This is a genomic window from Bifidobacterium callimiconis, from assembly GCF_003952005.1.
Lineage (GTDB): Bacteria > Actinomycetota > Actinomycetes > Actinomycetales > Bifidobacteriaceae > Galliscardovia > Galliscardovia callimiconis.
Genome location: NZ_QXGJ01000006.1, coordinates 54976 through 77349, shown reverse-complemented (window position 1 = coordinate 77349; position 22374 = coordinate 54976). Strand labels below are relative to the sequence as shown.

The window sequence follows — 22374 nt, the reverse complement described above, 5'->3', positions numbered from 1 at the left end:
TGCCTAGTTTTCGGCACCCGAATCGCGGAAATTCGTCGACGTGTCATCCGTGGGTCGGCATCGTGGCCATGGGAGCGGCGATGGCCGGGGACGGCGGCGTCACCGGGCCCGCGGGTGGGAGGTGAGATACGTCTCCATGAGCACCTGGGGGCTCACATGCGTGTAGATCTGCGTGGTGGTGACGCTCGCGTGGCCAAGCAGCTCCTGCACGGTGCGCACGTCGGCGCCGCCTTGGATGAGATGCGTGGCGAAGGAGTGGCGAAGCGTATGCGGATGCAGCGGCCTGTCGATATGGGCCCGCTCCCCCGCCGTTTTGACGATCTCCCACACGGATTGCCGGGAGAGTCTACGACCACGTTTGTTGAGGAAGATCGCGCGTAGTTCGGGATTCTTCTTCGCCTTGCACGTGAGCGGCTCACGGCCGTTGGCCAGATACTCGCGCATGGCGGCGCAGGCGTATGAGCCGATGGGGACCAGCCGCTGCTTGGAGCCCTTGCCGGTCAGCCGAGCCACGCGTTGGTCGAGATCGATGTCGGCAAGGTCGGCCCCCACCGCCTCCGAGACGCGGCATCCGGTGGCATACATGAATTCCAGCAGGGCTCGATCCCGCAGGGAGACGGGGTCGTTCGCCCCTTGTGGCGCGGCCGCGTCGAGCAGTGCGGCCACCTCGTCCACACTGAGCACGTCGGGGAGCGTGGACGCGCCCTTGGGCGGCTTCACTCCCTCGGAGACGTCGGTCATGACCTCGCCGTTGGAGACGGCGAATCGGTGCAGCTCGTGCACCGCGGCGAGACGCCGGGCACGGCTTCGTGGACTTTCCTCGGCGAGCGATGCCATGAAGTCCTCGACGTCGTGACGCGAGACCTCAGCCAGCGAGTCGGCGCCTCGGGCATCCAGCCATTGCGTGTACCGGCGCAGGTCGGAACGGTATGCGTTCACCGTGGCCTTGGCCAATCCACGTTCCACGTCGATGTAGGCCAGGAAGCGCTCGATCAGCCCGTTCAACGCATCCGACGCGGCTCCGACCGTTCCATTCGACTCCGACTTGTCCATAATGATCCTCCGAATGATCCTCCGCACTCGTGCCGCCATATCACTCGTGCCGCCATACCAGAAAACCCCGTCACGCGGGAAGCGCGACGGGGTTTTCAATCATCGAACCTGAAAATGGATCAGGCGTTGACCGGGGCGTTCACGTCCTCGGGCAGAGCGGCCTTGGCGGCCTCGACGATGGTCTTGAAGGTCTCCGGATCGGAGACGGCCAGCTCGGCCAGAGCGCGACGGTCGAGATCGATGTCAGCCAGGCGCAGGCCCTGGATGAAGCGGTTGTAGGTGATGCCTTCGGCGCGGACGGCAGCGTTGATACGCTGGATCCACAGCTTGCGGAAGTCACCCTTGCGAGCCTTGCGGTCGCGGAAGTTGTAGTTAAAGGAGTGAAGCAGCTGTTCCTTGGCCTTGCGGTACAGGCGGGAACGCTGGCCGCGGTAACCCGAAGCCCTTTCGAGAACGACGCGACGCTTCTTCTTGGCGTTGACTGCGCGCTTGACACGTGCCATATCTTAATTCCTCAGCTTTCCTAAGTCGTCTTCTGTGCAGACCACGGATCAGTGGTTGAGCATGTTCTTCAGGTTGGCGGTCTGGGTCTTGGCCAGCACCTTGTCGGCCTTCAGAGCGCGGCGCATACGAGCCGACTTGTGCTCAAGGTTGTGGCGCATGGAGCTACCAGCGTGCATCAGCTTGCCCGTACCGGTGACGCGGACGCGCTTGGATGCAGCGGAGTTACTTTTCATCTTCGGCATTGCTGCCCTCCTTTTGAGTATGTTCCTTCACGGAAGTCTTGTTCAGTTCGGCATGGGCCTCGGCTGCGGCCTCGGCCTGGGCTTCCTTCTTCGCGGCCAGTCGCGCGGCCTGGCGGGCCTGGCGTTCCGCGCGGGCGGAGGCGCCACGACGGCGCTGCTCGGACTGGGTGTGCACCTTCTTGCCCTTGGGGGCCAGCACCATGATGATGTTGCGGCCTTCCTGACGCGGCTGGGATTCGATCGTACCCAGCTCGGCCACCTCGTCGGCAAGACGACGCAGCAGCTCCACACCGCCGATCGGACGGGACTGCTCGCGGCCACGCAGCATGATGGTGACCTTGACCTTGTCGCCGCCGGAAAGGAACCGCTCGACATGACCCTTCTTGACGTCGAAGTCATGGTCGTCGATCTTCAGGCGGAAACGAATCTCCTTGATCTCCGCGGTGCTCTGGTTACGGCGAGCCTCACGAGCCTTGATCTTCTCGTTGTACTTGTACTTGCCGTAGTCAATGAGCTTGGCCACCGGAGGCTTCGCATTCGGCGCCACCTCGACGAGGTCGAGGCTGGCCTCACGCGCAAGATTCAGCGCGACAGAGGTCGCGATGACGCCCACCTGCTCGCCCTTCGGGCCGATCAGGCGTACTTGCGGTACGCGAATCTCTTCGTTGATACGTGGTTCGGCGCTAATGATGACTCCATTCCCTACTGCCCGGCGAAATTCCATCTGCGTCCGAAACATACAGCATGCACACGTCCAACCGACCGCCATTCATGAAGGCATGCTTCGCAATGGCGACCATACGTGTGTGGAATCCTGAACACGACGATGAGCGGCGTGCGATTCCTCGGCAATGTCATATGTCGCGACATCACCGGCCGAATCCGATGATCGGAATGATTCACGATCGAGATTCGGAAGGCTGTAGGCCTTGGACCCGAGGCCATAAGAGGCTTCCAGGTGGGATTTCTCCACTTTCTTGATTTCTCAAGCCTTGAAGATAATACCACAGTTTTTCTGTCGCGCAACCAGCGTGGCGCGTGTCGCATATGGCCATGACGGCATTGACGATCAGCGGACCGCGTCGAGCAGACCTCGGATGCCCTGTTCCTTCAGAATCGTCCGGTAGGGGCCGGCCTCCTCGGCGATGAGCTGGTCGATGGCACGCATGCCAAGCAGTTCCACGGGCGCCTTGTCGTCGGTGAGGATGAGCGGGCTGTCGGGGTCGGGCTCCTCCACCTTCACGAACCGGTGCGCCACGTCGGACATGTAGTCGCGCAGTTCGGAGTCGTGCGTGCGGATGTAGGTGATGGCGCGCAACGGGATCGCCTTGGAGTCCTTGGCCAGATCGCTCACACCCTTGAACGACTTGTCCTCACCCTGGGTCTTGGCGAACAGCTCCCGGTTGGTGGTGCCGGGCACGTCGGCGGTGATCACGTTGCCACTGCCGAACACGGACGCGATGGTGGCCTGCAGCGATTCGTTGATCGACCCCTCGCCGTCGGAGATCATGTTCATGTTCACCACCATCACGCCGCCCGGATTGAGGTGGCGTTCGACCATGCGGAAGAATTCGACGCTGCTCATCTGGAACGGGATGGTGATGTCCTGATACGCATCGACCATGATCACGTCATAGGTCTCGTCGCTGGCGGCCAGCCATGCACGACCGTCGTATGTGCTCACCGGAATGTCGCTCGGCTCGTCGAAGTACTCCCCCGCCAGCCGCGTGATCTTTCCATCGATCTCCACGCCCTGCACCTTCATGTCGGGATAGTATCGGCGCAGCTGCCGGGCGTACGTGCCGGTGCCCATGCCGAGGATCAGCGCGGAGTCGGCGTGATCGGCGAGCGCGGGCGCGGCCAGTGCGGTGTCGTAGTACATGCCGGTGAGGCCTTCGGATTTCATGGTGACGGACTGCACTCCGAACAGCACGTTGGTGGACAGGATGGTGCGGTCGGCGAGGTTCTTGACCTGCAGGTAGTTGTAGATGGATTCGCCTTCGTAGGCGAGGTTGTTCTCCCAGAACGCGAATCCGCTCATGGGCGAGCAGACCGCCGAGCCGATGAACAGCACGGTGCATACGGCTCCGGTGATCGGTTTGATGCGCGAGGCGATGAAGTAGACCAGGGCGATGACGAGCAGCAGTCCGGAGAAGATGAGGAAGGTGACGAACGTGCCGACCGCGGGGATGGTGACGAACGTGGGCAGGAACGTGCCGAGGATGGATCCGACCGTGTTGCATGCGGAGAGCCGTCCGACGATGGTGGCGTTGTCGTCGAGCGAGTCGGTGGTGAACTTGACCAGTCCGGGGGTGACGGTGCCGAGGAGGAAGAGCGGCGGCACGAAGATGATCATGCAGCTGATGAACGCGGCTATCGCGAGAAAGTTCGTGGATACGGTGACGATCAGCAGTCCGGAGATGAGCAGGATCAGGTATTTGCCGACAAGCGGGATCAGCGCGATCCATGCGGCGGCGATGGCGATGCGTCGGTAGAGCAGGTCGGGATCGGGGTTCCGGTCGGCCCAGCGTCCGCCCATCACGGCGCCCAGTGCGAGGGCGATCATGATGGTGCCGATGATGATGGTCCATACGATCTGCGAACTGGAGAAGTATGGGGCAAGCAGTCGCGACGCACCGAGCTCGGCGGCCATGACCGCCATGCCGGAGAAGAATTCGGTGACGTAGAGGAAGATCTTCGATTTCAGGATCGGTCGGTTGCTCGGTTCGGTCTTCCTCATGGTTTCCGCCTTACGTCGTGTTCGTGATGGCATTCCACCCAATTATGGGAAGAAGTCTAGAATTGTGGGTGTTGCGTTCCATCAATGACGAAGGAGGATACGATGATCGACCATCTGACGATCAAGGTGAAGGATGTCGGTAAGGAGGCCGCGTTCTATGCGGCGGCGCTTGCCCCGCTCGGCTATGCGAAGGGCGTGGAGTTTCCCGGTGCCGTGCAGTTCGTGTCCGAGGACGGCAGCAGCGTGTGGGTGAGTCAGGCGGACGGCGACGTGACGCCGGCGCATGTGGCGTTCACGGGCGACGAGGCCGCGATCAAGGCGTTCCATGAGGCCGGGCTTGCGGCCGGCGGCACCGACAATGGCGCGCCGGGACCGCGCCCGAACTACGGTCCGACGTATTATGCGGCGTTCGTGCACGATCCCGAGGGCAACAACATCGAGGCCTGCACGCACTGACCGTTTTCGTTGTCATCGTTCCGTATACATTGGATACGGAACTCCCTACAGCACGACTCCCTACAGCACGTGGAAGTGCTGGAGGGCCTTGAGGATGCCGTCGTCGTCCACGTCGGCGGTGATGTAGTCGGCGGCGGCCTTCGCCAGTTCGCCGCCGTTGCCCATGGCCACGCCGATGCCGGCGTAGGCGAGCATGTCGGCGTCGTTGCCGCCGTCGCCGAACGCGATGCATTCCTCACGGCTGAATCCGTACAGTTTCAGGAACGCCTTGATGCCGGCGGGTTTGCCGCCGTCCGCGGGAATGAAATCGCAGAACATGGGGTGCCAGCGCACCGAACGGCAGTTGGGCAGCATGTCGACGATGCGGCGCTCCTCGTCCTCGCCGACGAACGCGCTGAACTGGTAGGTGGGATGGTCGAACACGCGGTTGACGTCGTCGACCACCAGCGAGGGTGCGGTGGCGCCGAGCCCTGCATACTGGATGCGGATCGTCTCGTTGATCTGGTTGAAGTACACGTAATCCTCTTCGGCGAAGTTGGCGCCGACATCGGGGTGGGCGGCGAGGTAGTCGAAGAAGATGCGCAGATCCCGCTTGTCGATGTCGTGTTTGAAGAGGAATCCATTGGAGTCGAAGCAGTACTGTCCGGTCATGGTCATGTAGCCGTCGAAGGTGATGCCGAGATGTTCGGTGACGACGCCCATCTGCGTGGGCGAGCGTCCGGTGGCGATGAACACCTTGATGTCCTTGGCCTTGAGCGCCTCGATGGCGTCCTTGGTGGACTGCGGAACCTCATGGGTCTTGAAGCTGGTGAGCGTGCCGTCGATGTCGAAGAACGCGGCCTTGATCTGCTGTGTCATGCGTGGGCTCCCTCCATTGCGTTTCCGGCCTCAGCTTATCAAGATTCCCGGTCACGGTCTCCGCCGGCTTCGGCTATGCTGTATTCCAACGCGAGCGAAGGAGGCTTCATGACGCAATCCAGTACGGTGCGACCGTGGCGAAGTCTGCCGGAATCCGTCAGACGGGTGTGGCTGCTGCGGTCGCTGATCATGGATCTGTGCGTCATCGCGGCGTGCGGGATGACGGCCGTTGTCTGCCACATCGTCGGATGGTGGTCATGGTGCCATACGCTCGTGCTGACAAGCATCGTCGTGCTGGCCATGCTGGAACTGGCCACCCAACCATTGCAGACACGATACGCCTATCGGTTCAGCCGATATTCGATCGGCGAGCACGACGTGATGCTGCACCGGGGATGGCTGCTTCGCACGACCACGACGATTCCCTACAATCGCGTGCAGCATGTCGAGACCAAGCAGGGACCGCTGCTGCGTAGGTTCGGCCTGACGGCGGTGGAGATCCATACCGCGGTGGGCGAGCATGAGATACCCGCGCTGGAGAATGCGCAGGCGGCCGCGATCGTGGAGCAGATCAGCGCCCGCGTGCTGGCGTCGAGGGATGACGTGTGATGGTCCCGTCCCGAACCACCACGCCAGCATCCGGTTCCATGGCCCGCGGCATATCGGAGCATTCGTGGCATCGGACGCATCCGCTGTCGCTGATTTTCGACATCTATGGATGGGGCAGGTGGATCATCGGATTCGTCGTCTCCATGCTGGTGGTGTTCTCCAGATTCCATCTGTCGTTCCGGCTCATATGCGCGATCACCGCGGCGACGCTGATCGTCGGCGTCGTCTTCCGCGTCGCCGCATGGTCGGCGAGACGGTACCGGCTGGACGACGATGCGCTTACGGTCAGGTCCGGCCTGTTCACCACCACGCGCACGACCATCCCCTATGACCACATGCACGCTGTCAACGTCTCGTCGCCGATGATCCTCCGACCGTTCGGACTGGTGACGATGATCGTGGATTCGGGCGGCTCGTCGGATGGCTCGTCGATCACACTGTCCGCAGTGCCGGCAACGCTTCCGGATCGTCTGGAGCGATTGCGCCGGGATGCTATGCGGGACTGCGGATCCTCCGCCGTCAGCATCGACGCCGTTCGTCGTTCCCGTTCTATGACCGATGTCGATGGCGGCCGTGGAAGCGGCAACGTGGAACGCATTCTGGTGTTCCGCGCGTCGATCCGGGACACGCTGCTGTTCGCCGTGACCGATCTGGGTTTCCTCGCCGCTCTGGCGGTCCTCTACGGGTTCGTGCAGAATCTGCGCGACGTGGTTCCGGGAAACGTCTACGATTCCGCGCAGGATTCGGTCATTCGCCTGTCCACGCACAGCACGTTGAGCATCGTGCTGACGATCGTATTGGTTCTGGCGTCGATGCTGGTCATCAGCATCGTCAGGTCGTTGATGCGCTACTACCGGTTCGAGGTCTGGCGTCGTGGCGGCGAACTGATCATCGTGAGGGGGCTGGTCACGCGCAAGTCGGTGACGATCCCGGTCCGTCATATCCAGACCGTCACCATACGGCAGTCGGTGTTGCGCAGGCTGCTGCATCTGAGTTCGGTCCAGGTGGGTTTGGCCACGACGGGCGCATCCCATGACGACGAGGACAGGCGCATGCATGGCGGCATCCTGCCGGTCATCGCCGATCGGAGACTGTACGGGACGCTGCGGAACATGCTGCCGGAGTGGGATCTGGCACGCCCGCGCGTGCGTCGCACGGCACGGGGATTGGGCCGATACCTGCTGCTCGCTCCCCTGCTGGGCACGCTCGTCGCCGTGACCGCGATCGTGATCGGCGTGACGGCGTTCGCCGCCTACCGCGCCTCGCAGACGGGGATTCCCATGACCGCCGCGACGTTGTCGGACGGAGCGGATTCGGATTCGCTCATGGGAGCGTTCCGAGTCCTATGGCTGCTGTGGCTGGCCCTGATACCGGCGTCACTTGGCGGGTACCTGGTCCTGTGCCATTGGATGAAGCTGCATTCGGAGGGGTATGCGCTGCTCGACGACGGACGGATCGTCGTCACGGGCGCCCGCGGAGTCGGGTTCGTCACGATGTTCACGCACCGGTCGCGCATCCAGTGCGTGCTGCGCCGTGTGCTGCCGTGGCGCGTCGCCGCGGGCGTGGAGTCATTGGATCTGCCGCTGTTCGTGATGAACGGGTATTCGTGGCTGCGGTTCAGCGTGATACGGTCCGGTGAGGCGCAGCGTCTGCATGATTGGGCGTCGGGTGCCGGGGAGTCGTCCGGGCCTGTGCGGGATCGGGGTTGATGGGGATCTTTGGATATTCCGATCGTCGGGTGCACGCCCTCCCTCAGTCACGCGTTGCGTGACAGCCCCCTCCCCGGAAGGAGCACATAGTGTGACGGCATGAAAAAGGGCCTCCGGCTAGGGGGGCCCTGAAATCGATTGAGAGATGACGACGATCAGCGGGGATCGGCGATCAGTCCTTGACGATGGTCTTGCCGGCGGTGGGGCCGGAGGCGAGGTCCTCGATCTCGGTGATCTCGAGCACCGGAATGGCGGCGGGCTTCTTGGTGCCCTTCTCCTCGGCCACCTTCACCTGCTCCTCGTAGATGGCGTCGTCGGTGTGCAGCACCACGTTGCCGCGGAAGCGGTAGCCCTTCTTCTCCGCCAGGTTGGCGAAGGCGATGACGAGCTTGCCGTTGGCCTGCAGGTTCTTGTAGGCCTGACCGGCGGTGCGCTCGTGATAGGCGATGTGGTTGTCGTCGAGCACGAACAGCGACATCTTCGGACCGAGGTCCAGCGTGCCGTCCTCGTTCTGGGTGGCGATCCAACCCAGGTTGTTCTCGATGAAGGTCTTCATTTCAGCGGTGAGCGTTGCCATATGCATCCTTTCAACGTTCGGTTCCGTCCAACGTCTACCCTACTCCGCAACGGCGATGGCGCACATGATTTCAACCTGTGAGAAACATCACTCCGTGCCATTGCTTCCGCCTCGATCGGATTATTCCGGGCTCTTCAATGCGGAGACCATGTCGATGCGGTCGAGCATGCGGTTGGTCACCAGTGTGACGATCAGCGCGAAGCCGAGCGCGAGCGCCGCGGAATACACATAGCTGATCCAGTGCGCGTGCACGGCGAAGTACATGCTCGGCATGCGCAGCGCCACGGTGAAGCCTTCGGCCACGAGCCGGCCGAACGGCAGGCCGAGCAGCACGCCGATCAGCGTCAGGATGATCATCTCCTTGTTCACGTAATGCCGTACCTCGCTCTTGCGGAAGCCGAGCACCTTGATGGTGGCGAGTTCGCGCTGTCGTTCGGAGATGTTCGTGGTGCCCAGGGTGAACAGCACCACGAAGGCGAGCGCGCCGGCAAGTACGAGCAGCACGTAGACGACGGTGTTGATGAGCGTGAAGTTCTTCCGGAAGTCACGGACGAGTTCGGCGGTGCTGGTGACGGACAGGTAGCGGTCGTCGTGCCGCAGTGTGTCGGAGAAGGCGATCTGCTTGTCCGAGTCGCCGTTGAGATGGGCGAGCATGCCGTTGGCCTTGTATTCGCCGAACAGTTTCTCGTACAGCGGCTGTGTCATGTACACGGTGTTGCCGAGGTAGTTCTCGACCACCGAGTCGACGGTCACGTTCACGCCGTTGAGTGCCGAGTCCTTGAGATGCGCCTTGCCTCCTTCGGCGAGCCCCAGCATCTGCTGTGCGTTCTTGGTCACGGCCACGCCGGAGTCGGACAGGGTCACCGCCGCTCCCCCGCCGATCGCCGCGCTATAGTCGCTTTGCGCTTCGCGTAGATGGATGTATCCACTGATGTCGCCGCCCTTGGGCACGACCATGATCTGCACGCTCTCCTCACGGCTGCCGCCGATGGCGTTGAGCGTACCGGAGTCGATGCGTACGGACTGCACGTCCTTGACCTGCTTGCTGTGTCCGAGTTCGTCGAGTGCGGAATCGTGATCGTTGTCGCCGGTGACGGCCATGAGATCGTAGTCGTAGACGCCGCCGTACTGGCTGGGCGAGAGTTCGACGACGGAGTCCTTGATGGCGAATCCACACATGAGCAGCATGGTGCAGCCCATGATGCCGGCGATGGTCATGAAGGCTCGTGACTTGTAGCGGAACAGGTTGCGTGCGGTCACCTTGTTGAGGAACGACATGCGTTTCCAGAGGAAGCCGATGCGCTCGAGCAGAATGCGTTTGCCGGCGCGCGGTGCCTTGGGCCTCATGAGCGCGGCCGGGCTGAGCCGCAGTTCGCTGCGGCACGCCCAGACGGCACTGCCCACGATGGCGATGACGAACAGGGCGATTCCCGCCAGACCGTACACCCAGTCGAAGTGCAGGGTGAATGCCGGCAGCAGGTACATGGTCTCGAAGATCGAGAAGATGATCTTCGGCATGGCGATGAATCCAAGCAGGTCGCCGAGTACGCCACCGGCAAGGCAGGCGAGCAGCGCGTAGACCACGTATTTGCGCAGGATCTCTCCGCGACGGTAGCCCAGCGCCTTGTAGGTGCCGATCAGACCGCGCTCCTCCTCCACCATGCGGGTGATGGCGGTGAGGCTGATGAGTACGGCGACCAGCAGGAACATGATGGGAAAGACGGTGCCGATCGCGTTGATGGATTTGGTGTCGCTGTCGATGCTGGCGTAGCCGCTCAGGCCCATGCGGTCGCGGACGTACCAGCGGGTGTCGTCGATGTTCTCCACGTCGGCTCGGGCGTCCGTGATCTTCTGCTGTGCCTCGGCCTTCTTCTGGTCGAGCTCCGCCTGCTGGGTGTCGATCTGGTGCTGTGCATCGGCGATCTGCTGCCGTGCCGATTCGATCTGGGCGCGACCGTCGGCGATCTGCTGCGCGGCCGCTTCGGCTTGGGCCTGCGCCGCCTGCAGTCGGGTTTGGGCCTGCGCGCTTCCCGCCGTGTTTCGGGATTCCTGACCGCCGGTCTGTTCCTCTGTCTGTCCGGTGTTCTGGGCTTCCTTCAGCTGGGCCTCCTGCGCGTCCAGCTGTCGTTCCTGCTCGTCGAGCTGGTTCCGCTGGTCGTCGAGTTCGGCGCGGGCGTTGTCGATCTTCGTCTGGGCGTCGTTGAGTTCGTCGTTGGCCTTGCGCTCCTCCTCGTCCACGGTGGCCGAGGCATCGGCTTTGAGCGACTGCGTTCGTGCCTTCTCCCGGTCGGACTGGATGGCCTCGACCCTGTTCTTCGTCGCATCCACCAGATTCGTGTAGGCGTCGGAGTAGGCGCGTTCCGACGACGCGCCGGCGACGCGCATGTAGGCCGCCGTGTAGGTGTTCTTCGCCGATTCGTCCACGGCCTCGCCGGTCGTGAAGAACGTGTAGTCGGGGGTTGCCGAGGTGTCGCGAAACGCGGTGGCGCCTTCGCTGTTGTTGGTGTTGGTCGGGTCGATCACCGTGCCGACGATCGTGTAGTCGCGTCGGGCGAAGATCCGCGTGGCATCGTCCTGCGCGGTGTCGGTTCCGTCGTCGTTCGCGGCGTCGCCGAGGCTCACCGTGTCGCCGATCTTCGCGCCGCTGTCGTTGAGGTAGGCGCTGGTGGTCGCGACCTCGTCGCCGTTGCGTGGCAGTCGGCCATCGAGCACGTATGGCGTATTGAAGTCCGTGACGATCTGGCTGAGCGTGGCGGTGGTCCTGCCGCCGTCCACGGTGACGCCGACCTCTTCCGAACGTCCGCCTCGCACGGCGTCCGCCCCCTTGACCTTGGCGAGCGCCGTGATGTCGTCGTCGGTGAGTCCCGTGGTGGAGACCACGGATACATCGTACAGATCCTGGCTGTCGAAGAATGTGTCGGCTGATCTGAGCAGATCATCGCACGCGGCGTGCAGGCCGGTGGCCATGGTCACGCCGAGCGCGGTGATGATGAGGATCGAGACGAATCGTTTGCCGTTGTGCGCGATCGTACGTCGGATGTCCTTGCCGAACGCGGTGTTGAAGCGTGGCGGGCGCCGGCCCCTGGCCGAATGCGCCGGGCGCCTCCTGCCTGGTCCTCGACGGGGTCGGATCCGCCCTGCTGCCGTCTGCTGCGTCATTGGTCTCACCTCACCATTCGATGTTGGCGATGGGCGTGGGATGCGGGTTGTATGTCATGTCGGTCACCGTTCCCGAACGGAATCGGATCAGACGGTCGGCCATGGGCGCGAGCGCGGAGTTATGCGTGATGAGCACCACGGTGATGCCGTCTTTGCGGCAGGTGTCCTGCAGGAGCTGAAGGATCTGCTTGCCCGTGGCGTAGTCGAGCGCGCCGGTCGGCTCGTCACACAGCAGCAGTTTGGGGTTCTTGGCCAACGCGCGGGCGATGGACACGCGCTGCTGTTCGCCACCCGACAGCTGTGCGGGGAAGTTCATCATGCGATGGTCGAGTCCGACCTTGGCGAGCGTCTGCGCGGGGTCGAATGCGTGCTCGCAGATCTGGGAGGCGAGTTCCACGTTTTCGAGTGCGGTGAGGTTGGGGACGAGGTTGTAGAACTGGAACACGAATCCGACGTCGAAGCGACGGTAGTCGACGAGTTCGTTCTCGCCGCATGCGGTGATGTCGCGGCCGTCCACGCTCACCGTGCCGGACGTGGCGCGATCCATGCCGCCAAGGATGTTCAGGGCTGTGGTCTTGCCGGCGCCGGATGCGCCGAGCACCACCGCCAGTTCGCCCTTCTCCACGTGGAACGACGCCTTGTCGAGCGCGAGGATCGCCGTGTCGCCGGCACCGTATCGTTTGGTCACGTCGTTGAATTCGATGTAGGCCATCACACACCTCCCGAGGCTCGCCACTGAACATCATGTTGTGTTATACAATCACTGTATCGGCATCGTTGACGGCCATCACTCAACATGTGCGGTGCATGATGTTGAGCGATGTTCCGGCAAACGGTTGGAATTGAAGCGATCACCGCCGATGTGCGATTCGCGACACGCTCCCGACGCCGTGGGCGTGCGACGTGGTTCCCGCGCATATCGGCCGGTGTCGGCGCATGTCGAACGGTGATCGGACGAACGGAACGGACGGACAGGGAGCGGCCATGAACAAGCAACCACAGGTGACCGAGCGAACCAAGGCGATGCTGTGCAAGGCGTTCTGGTCGTTGTATCGCATCAGGCCGATCGAAAAGATCACGGTCCGGGAGATCACGGAGAAGGCGGGGTACAACCGCGGCACGTTCTATCTGTACTACCGTGACGTACGTGACATGTTCTCGCAGATCGAGGAAAGTCTGCTGAACATGATCGACGATCTGGTGGCCGACATGCTTGTGGACGACGACCGCATCGACATCGAGTCGAATATGGGCGTGATCCTCAAGGCGGCGAAATCGCACTACGCCTACATGTCAGTGCTGCTCGGCGACCGCGGCGACCCCACGTTCGTCACCCGGTTCAAGGAAATCATCTGGCCGTTGGTGGACCGGTACCTCGGCATTACGAAGTCGCCCGACATGAGCGACGACGAGCGACGACTGCTCAAGGAGTTTTATCTGTCCGGGCTGGTGGCGGCGGTGACCACATGGCTGTCGATGAGCAATCGGATGCCGATCGACCGGTTCATCGCCTTTATCATGAGCAACGTGTTCGTCAGCCTTCCCCGGGAATGACGGCGACGATCAGGAATGACAAGGAGCACAGGACAGTGGGCATGATTCATGAACACGAATCCGTCGATCGAGGCATCACCGACTGCGTGATCTTCGGCGCCGGCGAATACTATGACGAGATTCCGGACGTCCCACAGGACGCGTATGTCGTGGCCGCCGACGGAGGACTCGATCACACGCGCTCCTACGGCATCGAAACCGACGCCATCATCGGCGACTTCGATTCGGTGGCCGACGATTTCTCCGCGTATATCGGATTGAGGAACATCACCCGTCTGCCCAGTGAAAAGGACGAGACCGACATGCTTTCCGCGGTGAAGATCGGCTGGGCGCAGGGTGCGCGCCGCTTCCACATCTACGGCGGTCTCGGCGGACGACTCGACCATACGCTCGCGAACATGCAGATGCTTGCCCGCATGGCCTATCACGGCGGCATCGGCTTCCTGCACGGCAACGGATTCGTCGCCACAGCGATCGCCGACGCCACATTGGACTTCCCCGCATGGGACGCGCCGGAGCGACGCATGGTCTCGGTGTTCGCCCATTCCGACCGCGCCAAACATGTGAGCATTCGTGGCCTCAAGTACGAGGTGGACGACGTGGAGCTGCGCAATACGCGAGCGCTCGGCGTGAGCAACGAATTCCTGCCCGGACGGCCGGCGACGATCGGCGTGGGAGACGGCACGTTGAGCATCACCTTCGCCGCCGAAGCGCCCTCCCCCACATGGCGCACCACGCACGAGACGGAGGGACCCAACGCACTCGGCGGGCTCGATACCGAAATATCGGCCCTGCTGGCCCGCCGGTAGAAGGCACGGCAGGATACGACGCATCGCCGACGATGCGTTGCTTGTCGTCGGCTTTCTACAGCAGTGCGGCCTCCCACTCGTTCTGCCGGAAGCCGACGAGAACTGTAACGGGATCGCCGGCGCCGTCAGGGATGACGAGCAACGGTCGTTTGACAAGCATGCCGTCGGTGGCCAGCAAGGCGATGGCCTCCTCGTCGCTCATGGAGGGAAGCTTGTCCTTAAGCCCCATGGACCGGTAAAGCCGACCGGAGGTATTGAAGAAACGGCGGATGGGCAAACCGCTGACGGTATGCCATAGCGTGAGCTCGGCGACGGTGGGGTTGTCGATGCGGATGTCGCGCTCCGTATGGTCGATGCCGTGTTCGCCCATCCATGCGCGGGCCTTGGCGCAGGTGGAGCAACGGGGGTGACAGAGGAAGAGCGGCTGGGTCATGGTGCGGTCCTTGTCTGATGGTGAATGAGGTGGGATGGCAAACGAAAAGGCCTCTCCCCCGGTCGCCCGGATGGAGAGGCCCCTGTTGACTAATCAGTAACGATCAGTGTCTCGCTATACTCACTCGGAGATCTCGGCGAAGTACAGCAGGGTACGGATCATGTTGGAGGTGAAGCCGTACTCGTTGTCGTAGAAGGTGACCGTACGAGCCAGGGTCACGCCGTCAACGGTGTTGACGTCGGTCTGGGTCGGGTCGAACACGCCACCGTGGGTGTCGCCGATGATGTCGGAGGACACGATGCCATCACCGTTGTAGCCGAAGTACTCGGTGTTGGAGAAGGCTTCCTTGAAGGCGGCGTTGATCTCGTCGGCGGTGGCCGGCTTCTCAAGCACGGAGGTCAGCTCGGTGACGGAGCCGTCCGGGACCTGGATGCGCTGGGCGTGGCCCTGCAGCTTGCCGTTGACCTCGGGCACAACCTTGCCGATGGCCTTGGCGGCACCGGTGGAGTGCTCGATGGTGTTGATGGCGGCGGCGCGGTTGTTGCGCGGCTTGGAACCACGCGGGCCGTCCAGGATCATCTGGGTGCCGGTGTAGGCGTGGATGGTGGTCATGAAGCCGGCCTTGATGCCCCACTTCTCCTGCAGCAGCTTCACCATGGCGGCCATGGAGTTGGTGGTGCAGGAACCGGCGGACACGATCACGTCGGTGGGCTTGAGGATCTCGTGGTTCACACCGAACACGACGGTCGGGGTGGTGTCATCCTTGGCCGGAGCGGAGATGAGGACCTTCTTGGCGCCAGCGTTGATGTGAGCCTGGGACTTCTCGGCGGAGGTGTAGAAGCCGGTGCACTCGAGCACGTACTCGACGCCATCGTTCTTCACCCACGGGATGTTGTTAGCATCCTTCTCGGCGTACACGGTGTATTCCTTGCCGTCCACCACAATGGCGGTGTCGGTGGAGGAGACCTCGACCGGAGTGCCATCATCGTGACGGAAGGTGCCGTGGGTGCTGTCGTACTTGAGCAGGTAGGCGAGCATCGAAGGAGTGGTCAGATCGTTGATGGCGGCGACCTCGATATCGCCAGCCTGGCCACCGCGAGCCTGCAGCTCGAAGATGCGGCGGAAAGCGAGACGACCGATGCGGCCGAAGCCGTTGATACCAATCTTTACTGTCATTTATTTATCTCCTGAATGGAAGTGGCGGGGGCGCATGAGACGAACACCCATGTGAGCGTTCGCACACCTCTGCCAGCTGTTGCCAACGTTCCCCATACTACTTGGTTATCTGTACTTTTTGGGGGTTTCCGCTGAAAGTTTGTCCATTTGTCGCTGAAGTGTCGTTTGCCGTCCAGACCGACGGTCCGAACGGCAAACGATCGACCCGTTCCGCGTTCAGTCGCGCAACGCCTTGACGAATCGCACCACATCGGCGGGTTTCATGCCAGGCAGGTAGCTCTGCACCACGGCGAGCGCGATCTGCACGAGACGCGAGGAATCGGGATAGCAGATGTACACGCCCTGCTCCTGCGGCTGGAACTTCTTCTTGAAGCGGAACAGCGAGTGGAAGCCGTATACGGGTTCGATGATGTCGGCCACGGCCATGAGCACGTGCTGCAGGAACTCGACGCCGGCGCTCTGATTCTCGAGCTCCATCACGCTGATGCCGGCGAGCGGTGCGGCGGACAGGCTCATGAACTCGGCGCCCTCGTCCTTGAGCCGTTCGGCCATGCGGGCGATGAGGAACTCCATCACGCCGTTGGCGCTGTCGGGACGATGCCGCATGAAGTCGAGCGTCCAGCCGACGATCTGCCCGTCGCGCCAGGTGGGCAGCCAGCTGGTCACGGCCTGCACGGTGCCGTCGGCGTCCACGGCGCATAGGAGTCGCACGCGCGGGTCGAGCAGCTCCTCCACGCCGCCGAGGGTGAACTTCATCTCGGGAAGCGACTTCTCCTCGGCCCACTGTTCGGAGATGTCCATGATCTGGGACTGCACGCTCAGCGGCGCCTGCTCGAATGTGGTGAGCACGTCGGTGACGCCGTCGCGCTTGGCCTTGTTGATGGCGGTGCGCACGTCCTGCCATTTCTTGCCGCGGGTCTGCCACTGCGCGGGCAGCACCACCATTTCGGTGCCGACGTCCAGCGACTGCCATCCCATTGAGGCAAGCAGCTCGCGTTGTTCGGCATGCACGCTGTAGAACACCGGGGTCCAGGACTGTTCGGTGCAGTAGGCGATGAAGTCCCTGAAGTCCTGTTCCCATTCGGTTTTGTCGCCGAACGGGCCGGTGACGGTCAGGGCGATGCCGTGCTCCACACGATAGGCGATCACGGAGTTGCCGGACGGCGAGAACCAGTAGCGGTTGCCGTCCCATGTGCCCATGAACGACATGGATTCGCCGTCGATCTCCACGAGCTTCGAGGCCTTGGCCTGCGCTTCGTGGCCTTCCAGCGCGGCGTCGGTGAAGCACCAGAGCGCGGCGAGGATCGCCACGATCCAGAACACCGGCCCGATGCCCTGGTAGACCGCGGAGGCGATCGTATGCGGCCGGGGCAGGAAGTCGGGCGTCACCTCGTTGAGGAATCCGATGGGCAGGAATCGACGTGGCATCTCCTCGATCAGCAGCCCCATGCCCGGACGGATGGTGAACTCGTTCGGACGGGTCAGTCCGATGATCAGGTATGCCGCGCACAACGCGATGAGGGCGCCGAGCGAACCGGTCAGTGCCGTCGCCAGACGACGTCCGCTCGTTTTCAGACGGAAGCATCGCATGGACATGGCCACGACGAGGGCGAACGCGATCGGCAGCAGGGCGGTGAACAGCGCGGAACGCCATGCGCCATGCGCGATCAGCGCACGCATGCCGTCGGGCGATTGCGAGAGCGGGAACACGAGGTAGTACACCACGGCGAGGGCAGCAGTGCCGATGTTGGCGATGATGCTGGTCCATGCGGCCAGACGGCGTCCTTTGAACAGGCCCCATGAGACGGCCAGCATGAAGGCGCATGGCAGCAGGGAGACGATGATGCCGCCCGGCATGGAGAGGCGCTGCAGACGATACTGCACGAAGCAGTCCATGGAGTTGGCGCCGTTGAGACACTGCTGCAGACGGGTGTTGTCGAGCGAGTTCGGACCGAGCAGCAAACCAAGCGTGGACAGCGGCCCATGGTGGATCGGCGACGACATGGCCACCAGAGGGCCAAGCGCGAAGACGGCAGAGACGATGCCCAGCATGCGCCTGGTCTCGAACACGCTGCCGTGGTTCCACTGCATGTGCTCCTCGTCGCGCTGCGCCATGAGATAGCCAAGCAGATGGCCGAACAGCGCGGCCGCAAGAATGCAATAGTCGCCGGGCTCGCCGCGGTAGAGCACCAACGTGGCCACGATCGCATAGCCGATCACGCGAATGCGGTGACGCCACAGCAGCGATGTGAATGCGCTGGCCGCCATCAGAGGGCCTACGGCCACGGCGAGCGGACCGAGCACGGTGCCCAGCCGTGCCATGGAACTCCATGCCACGCTATGGCCGTTCACCGCGACGGAGACGCCCATACCCGCGGCAATGCCGCCGATCGAGCAGATCAGCGCGACCCATGCGGTCTTGGCGGCCCCGAACCGTGATTCGGCGACCGAACCGGCCACTAGCAGCACGGGGATGTCGAGCAGCAGACGCAGCGGATGCATGACGAGCAGCAGGGCCAGCGGAACCACATAGAGCATGCCCTGGACAAGCTTGTCGTAGCTGATGCGCGCCGGCTGCGGCGGGAATACGCCGTCGGTGACGGCGGCCCATACGACGAAGGCCAGATTGATCGCCAGTACGACGACGGCGAACGATACGGTCAGCGGATGAGAACGTACCCACCCAGTCACGTCCCGCATCACCGGTCCGAAGGAGCGGAAACGGCCGTGTTCGGATGAGCCCTTTGCCTTCTTGTTCCTCGGTTGCTCGTTCCTCGTAGGTTTCCGGTCCTGCTGCCCGTTTGCCTGAGCGTGTTCGTTCGTCGTGACCGGTTCGTCCGGACTGACAGGGTTGCCTGAGCCGACCGGTTCGCCCGGTTTGACGTTGTCTGCTGTGGTATCGGTCATCGTTCCTCCTCCCGTGGAATCGTCGCCACTTCAAGTGGCCGTACGTTGGTGAAATCCTGCAATGGTCGCGCCTCGCCACCAAGTCCCAGCTGCGCTCCCAAACGATCGGTGCTCGCTCGCAACGCGGACTGCACGGCGTGCCAGTCGTGGCCGGTGCCGGTCACGACGAATGTGGTCACCTCCATGCCGATGCCCTGTGCCACGCCGGCCACCTGCGTGATGTTCGACACGGATTCGTCGTCCAGTTCCCCGGCGGCCATGATCAGCGTCTGATCGGAATGACCGCGCGCCCGCATGATATCGATCGGCACATGCCGGCGGTAGGCCTGCTCGTCGCCGTTGAAGAACGTGTGGATCATCGACCGTTCGCTGCCGTTGTGCGGACCGAGCTCGGCGCCCACGGTGAACATGTGCCCGTACAGATCCGGATGCGACGGGCCAAGCTGAATCGTGCAGGTGCCTCCCTGCGAGAACCCGCCGATGGCCCAGTGTTCGGCACCGGTTTCGACGGGCAGGGTGCGCGTGATCCAGTCCGTGACGTCACGGGTCAGGTAGGTCTCCGCATTGCCGTATTTGCTTGAGTCCACGCACAGCGTGTTGTGGAAGGCGTTGCCGAGCTGATCCGGGGATACGACAATGGGCGCGAGACCATGATGGGCGGCCGCATAGTCGTCGAAGATCTCCTTGAGATGCCCGGCGAGGAATGCGCGATCGGGGCTGCCCGGCTGACCGGCCATCATGATGAACACCGGCAGTTTCGGCGGGTTGTCGACCAGCGCGGCGGGGGGCAGGTATATGACGGCGTCGCGGGCCTTGAATCCCGATCTGGTCGCTGGAATGGCCACCGAAGCCACCAGTCCGTGCTTGGGCGTCTGCGGCGCGTTGCCCTGTTCCGCGGCGGCGTTCCATCGTTCGACCGTGGTCGTGGCGCGGTGGATCGTCGAGGGATCGAATTCGCGGAATGTGGAGATGCCGAGCACGCTGCTCACCGTGGGATACTCCCCGTACACTCCGTTGACGTTCACGACGCAGGACAGCACGGCGAACGGTATGAGTATGGCGGCCAGCACGCGTCGCCGGCCACGGAACAGCGCGACGGCCGCGATCAGCGCGCCGACGATCGCGCAGCCGAGCCCGATGACCAGATCGACCTTGAGCCCGAGCTCCACGCCGAACACCAACAGTCGGTCAAGCAGGAATGCGATGCCGAAACCGCCGATGAATCCAAGAACCATCCCCGACGGCATCCACCATACGCGATGCCCGGCGAGCGCGGACAGACCGCGACCGAGCACGGACCGCCGTCGCCACGACCTCCCGGCCCTCTCCGATTCGCCATCGTCGCCCACGACCGTCTTGCCGGACGTCGTACCGAATGACAGCGCAAACAGCACGACCACGCCGACGCATACCAGTACGAACAGTCCGATCGGCAGCCATCCCGAGTCGATGCGGATACGCAACAGCTCCCGAACCCACCTCGAACGCACGCCGGATCACCTCCCGTTTTGTCACGTGCATGCCATGTATCGTTGATTGGATTCCCAACCCAGAAACGATAGGCCCGGCACGGCATCATAGTCATCATCCTCAGGATTGATTTGACCGACGCGACACCGGCATGGCGTACGGCATGGCGCAGTTGACCGCTGAGGGTATTACTGAAGGCATGTCAAAGAAAGCAAAGAACGCCAAAGGCAAGGGATCCACACCCGCCACGCTGCAGCTGGAGAACGCGGGAGTGGCGTTCACCCTGCACGAGTACGAGCATTCCAACGATCATATGGACGACGGTTATGGCGTGGAGGCCGCCACAAAGCTCGGCTACGACCAGCATCAGGTGTACAAGACGCTGCTGGCCGACACCGGTGATGAGCTGGTGACCGCCGTGGTGCCGGTGAGTGGGCATCTGGACATGAAGGCGCTGGCGGCGGCCGTGGGCGCGAAGAAGGCGCAGATGGCCGACCCGAAGAAGGCCATGCGGCAGACTGGCTATGTGGTGGGAGGCATCTCGCCGCTCGGTCAGAAGACCCATCATCGCACGGTGATCGACGAGGGAGCGCTTGCCTTTGACGAGATGCTGGTCTCCGGAGGCAAGCGCGGACTGAGCATCGGCGTGGCTCCGAAGGACCTGATCGCCGTGCTGAACGCCGTCACCGCGCCGATCGCCACGTGGTGAGGTTCGGTTTTCAGGACAGGTCGACGGGGAGGCAGTGGTCGGAATCGTAGCCGTTGGCCGAGCACCAGCCGGTGGCGTCGTCCGTTGAGGAGAACGATTCGCCGGACAGGGTGACGTAGTATTCGCTCGGCCCCTTCTTGGTGTAGGTCGGGTAATCGTTCGACCAGATCAGCAGCGCGTTCGGATACCGGCTCTTGAATCCGAGGAACTCCGCCCAGATGTCCTGATACGACCAGACCTTGCCTTCCGCATCGAGGTCGAGCCGCTTGCTCGACAGCTGCGTGGTGTACGTGTAGTAGAAGCCGGACGCCGCGGACTTGTCATGGCTGATCTGGTCTTCCAGTGCCTGATGGGCGGCGGATTCGCGGTCGTCGTTGCCCATGGCGTTGGCGCCGGCCATCACGCCGCTGGCCGGCGAGGATGCCGAGCCGTCGGCCGCGGTGGCCGTGCTTACGGTCACGGTCAGGTCGGTGGCGTCGATCTGCTCGGGCACGCGCCAGTACTGGTTTGTGGCGAAGGCGAGACGGGCCTGCGCCGACGACGAGGAGATATCCACGGGATCGGAGGAGAAATCGAATACGGCGGATGCCACCAGACCGTCGGAGTCGGAAATCTTGATCTCGGTGTTGTTCGAGCCGAAGACGTCCTTGGACGAGCCCGAGCAGGACGAGGAGAAATGCACGGTGGTCACCAGATAGTCGTTCATCGTGTCGACCGTGGCGACGGTCGCCTTGGGCGCGGTGCTACAGGTCGACGAACCACCGGACGACGATGAGGACGAGGACGACGTTCCCTGATCCGAGGCGGTCGTCCCGGCCGTGCCGCTGCTCGAATTGCCCTTGCCGCCGAACAGGGCCACGGCGGCGAAGAGCACCACCACGATCAGGGCGGCGATCAGGGCGATCGTCAGCGGGGGGATCTTCTTCTTCACGGCAGCGGTCATGCCCGGCTGGCCGTTCGGCATGCCCGGCTGACCGGGAACGTTCCCGGGGAATGGCATCGGTCCAGGCCCCTGCATCGGGCCGTTGGGCGCGGACTGGGCCGGCGGCACCTCGGGAGCCACGACGCCGGGAATACGGGCGCCGCATCCACTGCAGAACGCCTCGTCGGGGTCGAGTGCACGACCACAGACGGGGCATGTGCTCGGCGTGTGGGTTCCGGCATCGGCCCTGAGCCCAGTGGGGTTCATGACCTGGGTCGCCTCATCGGCGGGAGCGGTCTGGGGCGCAGACGCCGGGTTCGGCGCAGCCTTGGGCTCCTGCTGCTTGGGCTTCGGCTCGGCCTTCTTCTTCGGCGTTTCCACCGGAGCACCGCAACTGGGGCAGAATACATCACCGTCTTCGCAGGCGGCCCCGCAATTACCGCATTTCATCGCCTCTCCATTCCCTCAACGACAATCGCTGGATATT

The 22374-nt window shown here is 63.1% G+C and carries 20 protein-coding genes; 6 read left to right on the top strand and 14 right to left on the bottom strand.

The genetic code is table 11. The features are described 5' to 3' along the window. Positions 1-99 precede the first annotated feature (99 nt). From xerD to D2E23_RS06745, 5 genes are all read right to left on the bottom strand, one after another. The gene (gene xerD, locus D2E23_RS06765; protein ID WP_126030200.1) at positions 100-1053 is read right to left on the bottom strand and encodes a site-specific tyrosine recombinase XerD; all 954 of its coding nucleotides are present in this window, start codon (positions 1051-1053) and stop codon (positions 100-102) included. 119 nt (positions 1054-1172) lie between these two features. Then, a complete protein-coding gene (gene rplT, locus D2E23_RS06760; protein WP_093961320.1) occupies positions 1173-1556 on the bottom strand; it encodes a 50S ribosomal protein L20 in 384 nt (127 codons plus the stop codon). A 48-nt stretch (positions 1557-1604) separates the two neighbouring features. Further along, on the bottom strand, positions 1605-1799 hold the full coding sequence (gene rpmI, locus D2E23_RS06755; protein ID WP_093961319.1) for a 50S ribosomal protein L35: 195 nt from the start codon (positions 1797-1799) through the stop codon (positions 1605-1607). After that, on the bottom strand, positions 1780-2523 hold the full coding sequence (infC, locus tag D2E23_RS06750) for a translation initiation factor IF-3 (protein ID WP_126030199.1): 744 nt from the start codon (positions 2521-2523) through the stop codon (positions 1780-1782). The genes rpmI and infC overlap by 20 nt, the downstream gene beginning before the upstream one ends. Positions 2524-2868: 345 nt before the next feature. Continuing rightward, complete coding sequence (locus D2E23_RS06745; RefSeq protein ID WP_240541566.1) at positions 2869-4539, bottom strand: spermidine synthase; 1671 nt, start codon at positions 4537-4539, stop codon at positions 2869-2871. Positions 4540-4641: 102 nt separating this feature from the next. On the opposite strand from D2E23_RS06745, the gene D2E23_RS06740 reads away from it, so the two are divergent. After that, complete coding sequence (locus D2E23_RS06740; protein WP_126030198.1) at positions 4642-4995, top strand: VOC family protein; 354 nt, start codon at positions 4642-4644, stop codon at positions 4993-4995. A 60-nt stretch (positions 4996-5055) separates the two neighbouring features. Here D2E23_RS06740 and D2E23_RS06735 read toward each other — a convergent pair whose 3' ends face one another. Then, positions 5056-5853 (bottom strand): Cof-type HAD-IIB family hydrolase, encoded by a 798-nt coding sequence (locus D2E23_RS06735; RefSeq protein ID WP_126030197.1) that lies wholly within the window; start codon positions 5851-5853, stop codon positions 5056-5058. A gap of 108 nt (positions 5854-5961) precedes the next feature. On the opposite strand from D2E23_RS06735, the gene D2E23_RS06730 reads away from it, so the two are divergent. Next, entirely contained in the window at positions 5962-6462 is a 501-nt protein-coding gene (locus D2E23_RS06730; protein ID WP_164520722.1) for a PH domain-containing protein, read from the top strand. Beyond that, positions 6462-8171: a PH domain-containing protein gene (locus D2E23_RS06725; RefSeq protein WP_241227249.1), complete on the top strand. Its 1710-nt coding sequence runs from the start codon at positions 6462-6464 to the stop codon at positions 8169-8171. The genes D2E23_RS06730 and D2E23_RS06725 overlap by 1 nt, the downstream gene beginning before the upstream one ends. A 172-nt stretch (positions 8172-8343) precedes the next feature. Here D2E23_RS06725 and D2E23_RS06720 read toward each other — a convergent pair whose 3' ends face one another. The 3 genes from D2E23_RS06720 to D2E23_RS06710 form a co-directional block, all read right to left on the bottom strand. Further along, a complete protein-coding gene (locus tag D2E23_RS06720) occupies positions 8344-8748 on the bottom strand; it encodes a pyridoxamine 5'-phosphate oxidase family protein (protein WP_126030194.1) in 405 nt (134 codons plus the stop codon). A gap of 120 nt (positions 8749-8868) precedes the next feature. After that, the gene (locus D2E23_RS06715; RefSeq protein WP_126030193.1) at positions 8869-11907 is read right to left on the bottom strand and encodes an ABC transporter permease; all 3039 of its coding nucleotides are present in this window, start codon (positions 11905-11907) and stop codon (positions 8869-8871) included. A gap of 10 nt (positions 11908-11917) precedes the next feature. Continuing rightward, positions 11918-12619, bottom strand: coding sequence for an ABC transporter ATP-binding protein (locus D2E23_RS06710; protein WP_126030192.1), 702 nt, complete (start codon positions 12617-12619; stop codon positions 11918-11920). A 272-nt stretch (positions 12620-12891) separates the two neighbouring features. Here D2E23_RS06710 and D2E23_RS06705 point away from each other — a divergent pair, with 272 nt between their 5' ends. Next, entirely contained in the window at positions 12892-13461 is a 570-nt protein-coding gene (locus D2E23_RS06705) for a TetR/AcrR family transcriptional regulator (RefSeq protein ID WP_126030191.1), read from the top strand. 41 nt (positions 13462-13502) lie between these two features. Then, positions 13503-14270, top strand: a complete 768-nt coding sequence (locus tag D2E23_RS06700) for a thiamine diphosphokinase (protein ID WP_126030297.1) — start codon at positions 13503-13505, stop codon at positions 14268-14270. 55 nt (positions 14271-14325) lie between these two features. On the opposite strand, the gene D2E23_RS06695 is transcribed toward D2E23_RS06700, so the two are convergent. From D2E23_RS06695 to D2E23_RS06680, 4 genes are all read right to left on the bottom strand, one after another. Next, positions 14326-14703 (bottom strand): arsenate reductase family protein, encoded by a 378-nt coding sequence (locus tag D2E23_RS06695; RefSeq protein ID WP_126030190.1) that lies wholly within the window; start codon positions 14701-14703, stop codon positions 14326-14328. A gap of 120 nt (positions 14704-14823) precedes the next feature. After that, positions 14824-15879: a type I glyceraldehyde-3-phosphate dehydrogenase gene (gene gap / locus D2E23_RS06690; RefSeq protein WP_126030189.1), complete on the bottom strand. Its 1056-nt coding sequence runs from the start codon at positions 15877-15879 to the stop codon at positions 14824-14826. Positions 15880-16095: 216 nt separating this feature from the next. Next, a complete protein-coding gene (locus D2E23_RS06685; protein WP_420897297.1) occupies positions 16096-18579 on the bottom strand; it encodes a phosphatidylglycerol lysyltransferase domain-containing protein in 2484 nt (827 codons plus the stop codon). Positions 18580-18782: 203 nt separating this feature from the next. Next, entirely contained in the window at positions 18783-20276 is a 1494-nt protein-coding gene (locus tag D2E23_RS06680) for an alpha/beta hydrolase (protein WP_126030187.1), read from the bottom strand. A 179-nt stretch (positions 20277-20455) separates the two neighbouring features. Between D2E23_RS06680 and ybaK the strand changes: the two genes are divergently transcribed. Next, positions 20456-20965 carry a Cys-tRNA(Pro) deacylase gene (gene ybaK / locus D2E23_RS06675; protein ID WP_126030186.1) on the top strand — a complete coding sequence of 170 codons (510 nt, stop codon included), beginning with the start codon at positions 20456-20458 and terminating at the stop codon, positions 20963-20965. Positions 20966-20975: 10 nt separating this feature from the next. Here the strand turns inward: ybaK and D2E23_RS06670 are convergent, their stop codons facing one another. After that, the gene (locus D2E23_RS06670; RefSeq protein ID WP_126030185.1) at positions 20976-22337 is read right to left on the bottom strand and encodes a zinc ribbon domain-containing protein; all 1362 of its coding nucleotides are present in this window, start codon (positions 22335-22337) and stop codon (positions 20976-20978) included. Positions 22338-22374 lie beyond the last annotated feature (37 nt).

Excerpts from the sequence above, each read along its gene's own strand:
- infC (WP_126030199.1), bottom strand. The coding sequence starts at position 2,523 with ATGGAATTTCGCCGGGCAGTAGGGAATGGAGTCATCATTAGCGCCGAA.
- D2E23_RS06735 (WP_126030197.1), bottom strand. The coding sequence starts at position 5,853 with ATGACACAGCAGATCAAGGCCGCGTTCTTCGACATCGACGGCACGCTC.
- D2E23_RS06700 (WP_126030297.1), top strand. The coding sequence starts at position 13,503 with ATGATTCATGAACACGAATCCGTCGATCGAGGCATCACCGACTGCGTG.
- D2E23_RS06730 (WP_164520722.1), top strand. The coding sequence starts at position 5,962 with ATGACGCAATCCAGTACGGTGCGACCGTGGCGAAGTCTGCCGGAATCC.
- ybaK (WP_126030186.1), top strand. The coding sequence starts at position 20,456 with ATGTCAAAGAAAGCAAAGAACGCCAAAGGCAAGGGATCCACACCCGCC.
- D2E23_RS06710 (WP_126030192.1), bottom strand. The coding sequence starts at position 12,619 with ATGGCCTACATCGAATTCAACGACGTGACCAAACGATACGGTGCCGGC.
- D2E23_RS06685 (WP_420897297.1), bottom strand. The coding sequence starts at position 18,579 with ATGCGGGACGTGACTGGGTGGGTACGTTCTCATCCGCTGACCGTATCG.
- D2E23_RS06670 (WP_126030185.1), bottom strand. The coding sequence starts at position 22,337 with ATGAAATGCGGTAATTGCGGGGCCGCCTGCGAAGACGGTGATGTATTC.
- xerD (WP_126030200.1), bottom strand. The coding sequence starts at position 1,053 with ATGGACAAGTCGGAGTCGAATGGAACGGTCGGAGCCGCGTCGGATGCG.
- D2E23_RS06715 (WP_126030193.1), bottom strand. The coding sequence starts at position 11,907 with ATGACGCAGCAGACGGCAGCAGGGCGGATCCGACCCCGTCGAGGACCA.
- rpmI (WP_093961319.1), bottom strand. The coding sequence starts at position 1,799 with ATGCCGAAGATGAAAAGTAACTCCGCTGCATCCAAGCGCGTCCGCGTC.
- gap (WP_126030189.1), bottom strand. The coding sequence starts at position 15,879 with ATGACAGTAAAGATTGGTATCAACGGCTTCGGCCGCATCGGTCGTCTC.
- D2E23_RS06740 (WP_126030198.1), top strand. The coding sequence starts at position 4,642 with ATGATCGACCATCTGACGATCAAGGTGAAGGATGTCGGTAAGGAGGCC.
- rplT (WP_093961320.1), bottom strand. The coding sequence starts at position 1,556 with ATGGCACGTGTCAAGCGCGCAGTCAACGCCAAGAAGAAGCGTCGCGTC.
- D2E23_RS06725 (WP_241227249.1), top strand. The coding sequence starts at position 6,462 with ATGGTCCCGTCCCGAACCACCACGCCAGCATCCGGTTCCATGGCCCGC.
- D2E23_RS06705 (WP_126030191.1), top strand. The coding sequence starts at position 12,892 with ATGAACAAGCAACCACAGGTGACCGAGCGAACCAAGGCGATGCTGTGC.
- D2E23_RS06695 (WP_126030190.1), bottom strand. The coding sequence starts at position 14,703 with ATGACCCAGCCGCTCTTCCTCTGTCACCCCCGTTGCTCCACCTGCGCC.
- D2E23_RS06745 (WP_240541566.1), bottom strand. The coding sequence starts at position 4,539 with ATGAGGAAGACCGAACCGAGCAACCGACCGATCCTGAAATCGAAGATC.
- D2E23_RS06720 (WP_126030194.1), bottom strand. The coding sequence starts at position 8,748 with ATGGCAACGCTCACCGCTGAAATGAAGACCTTCATCGAGAACAACCTG.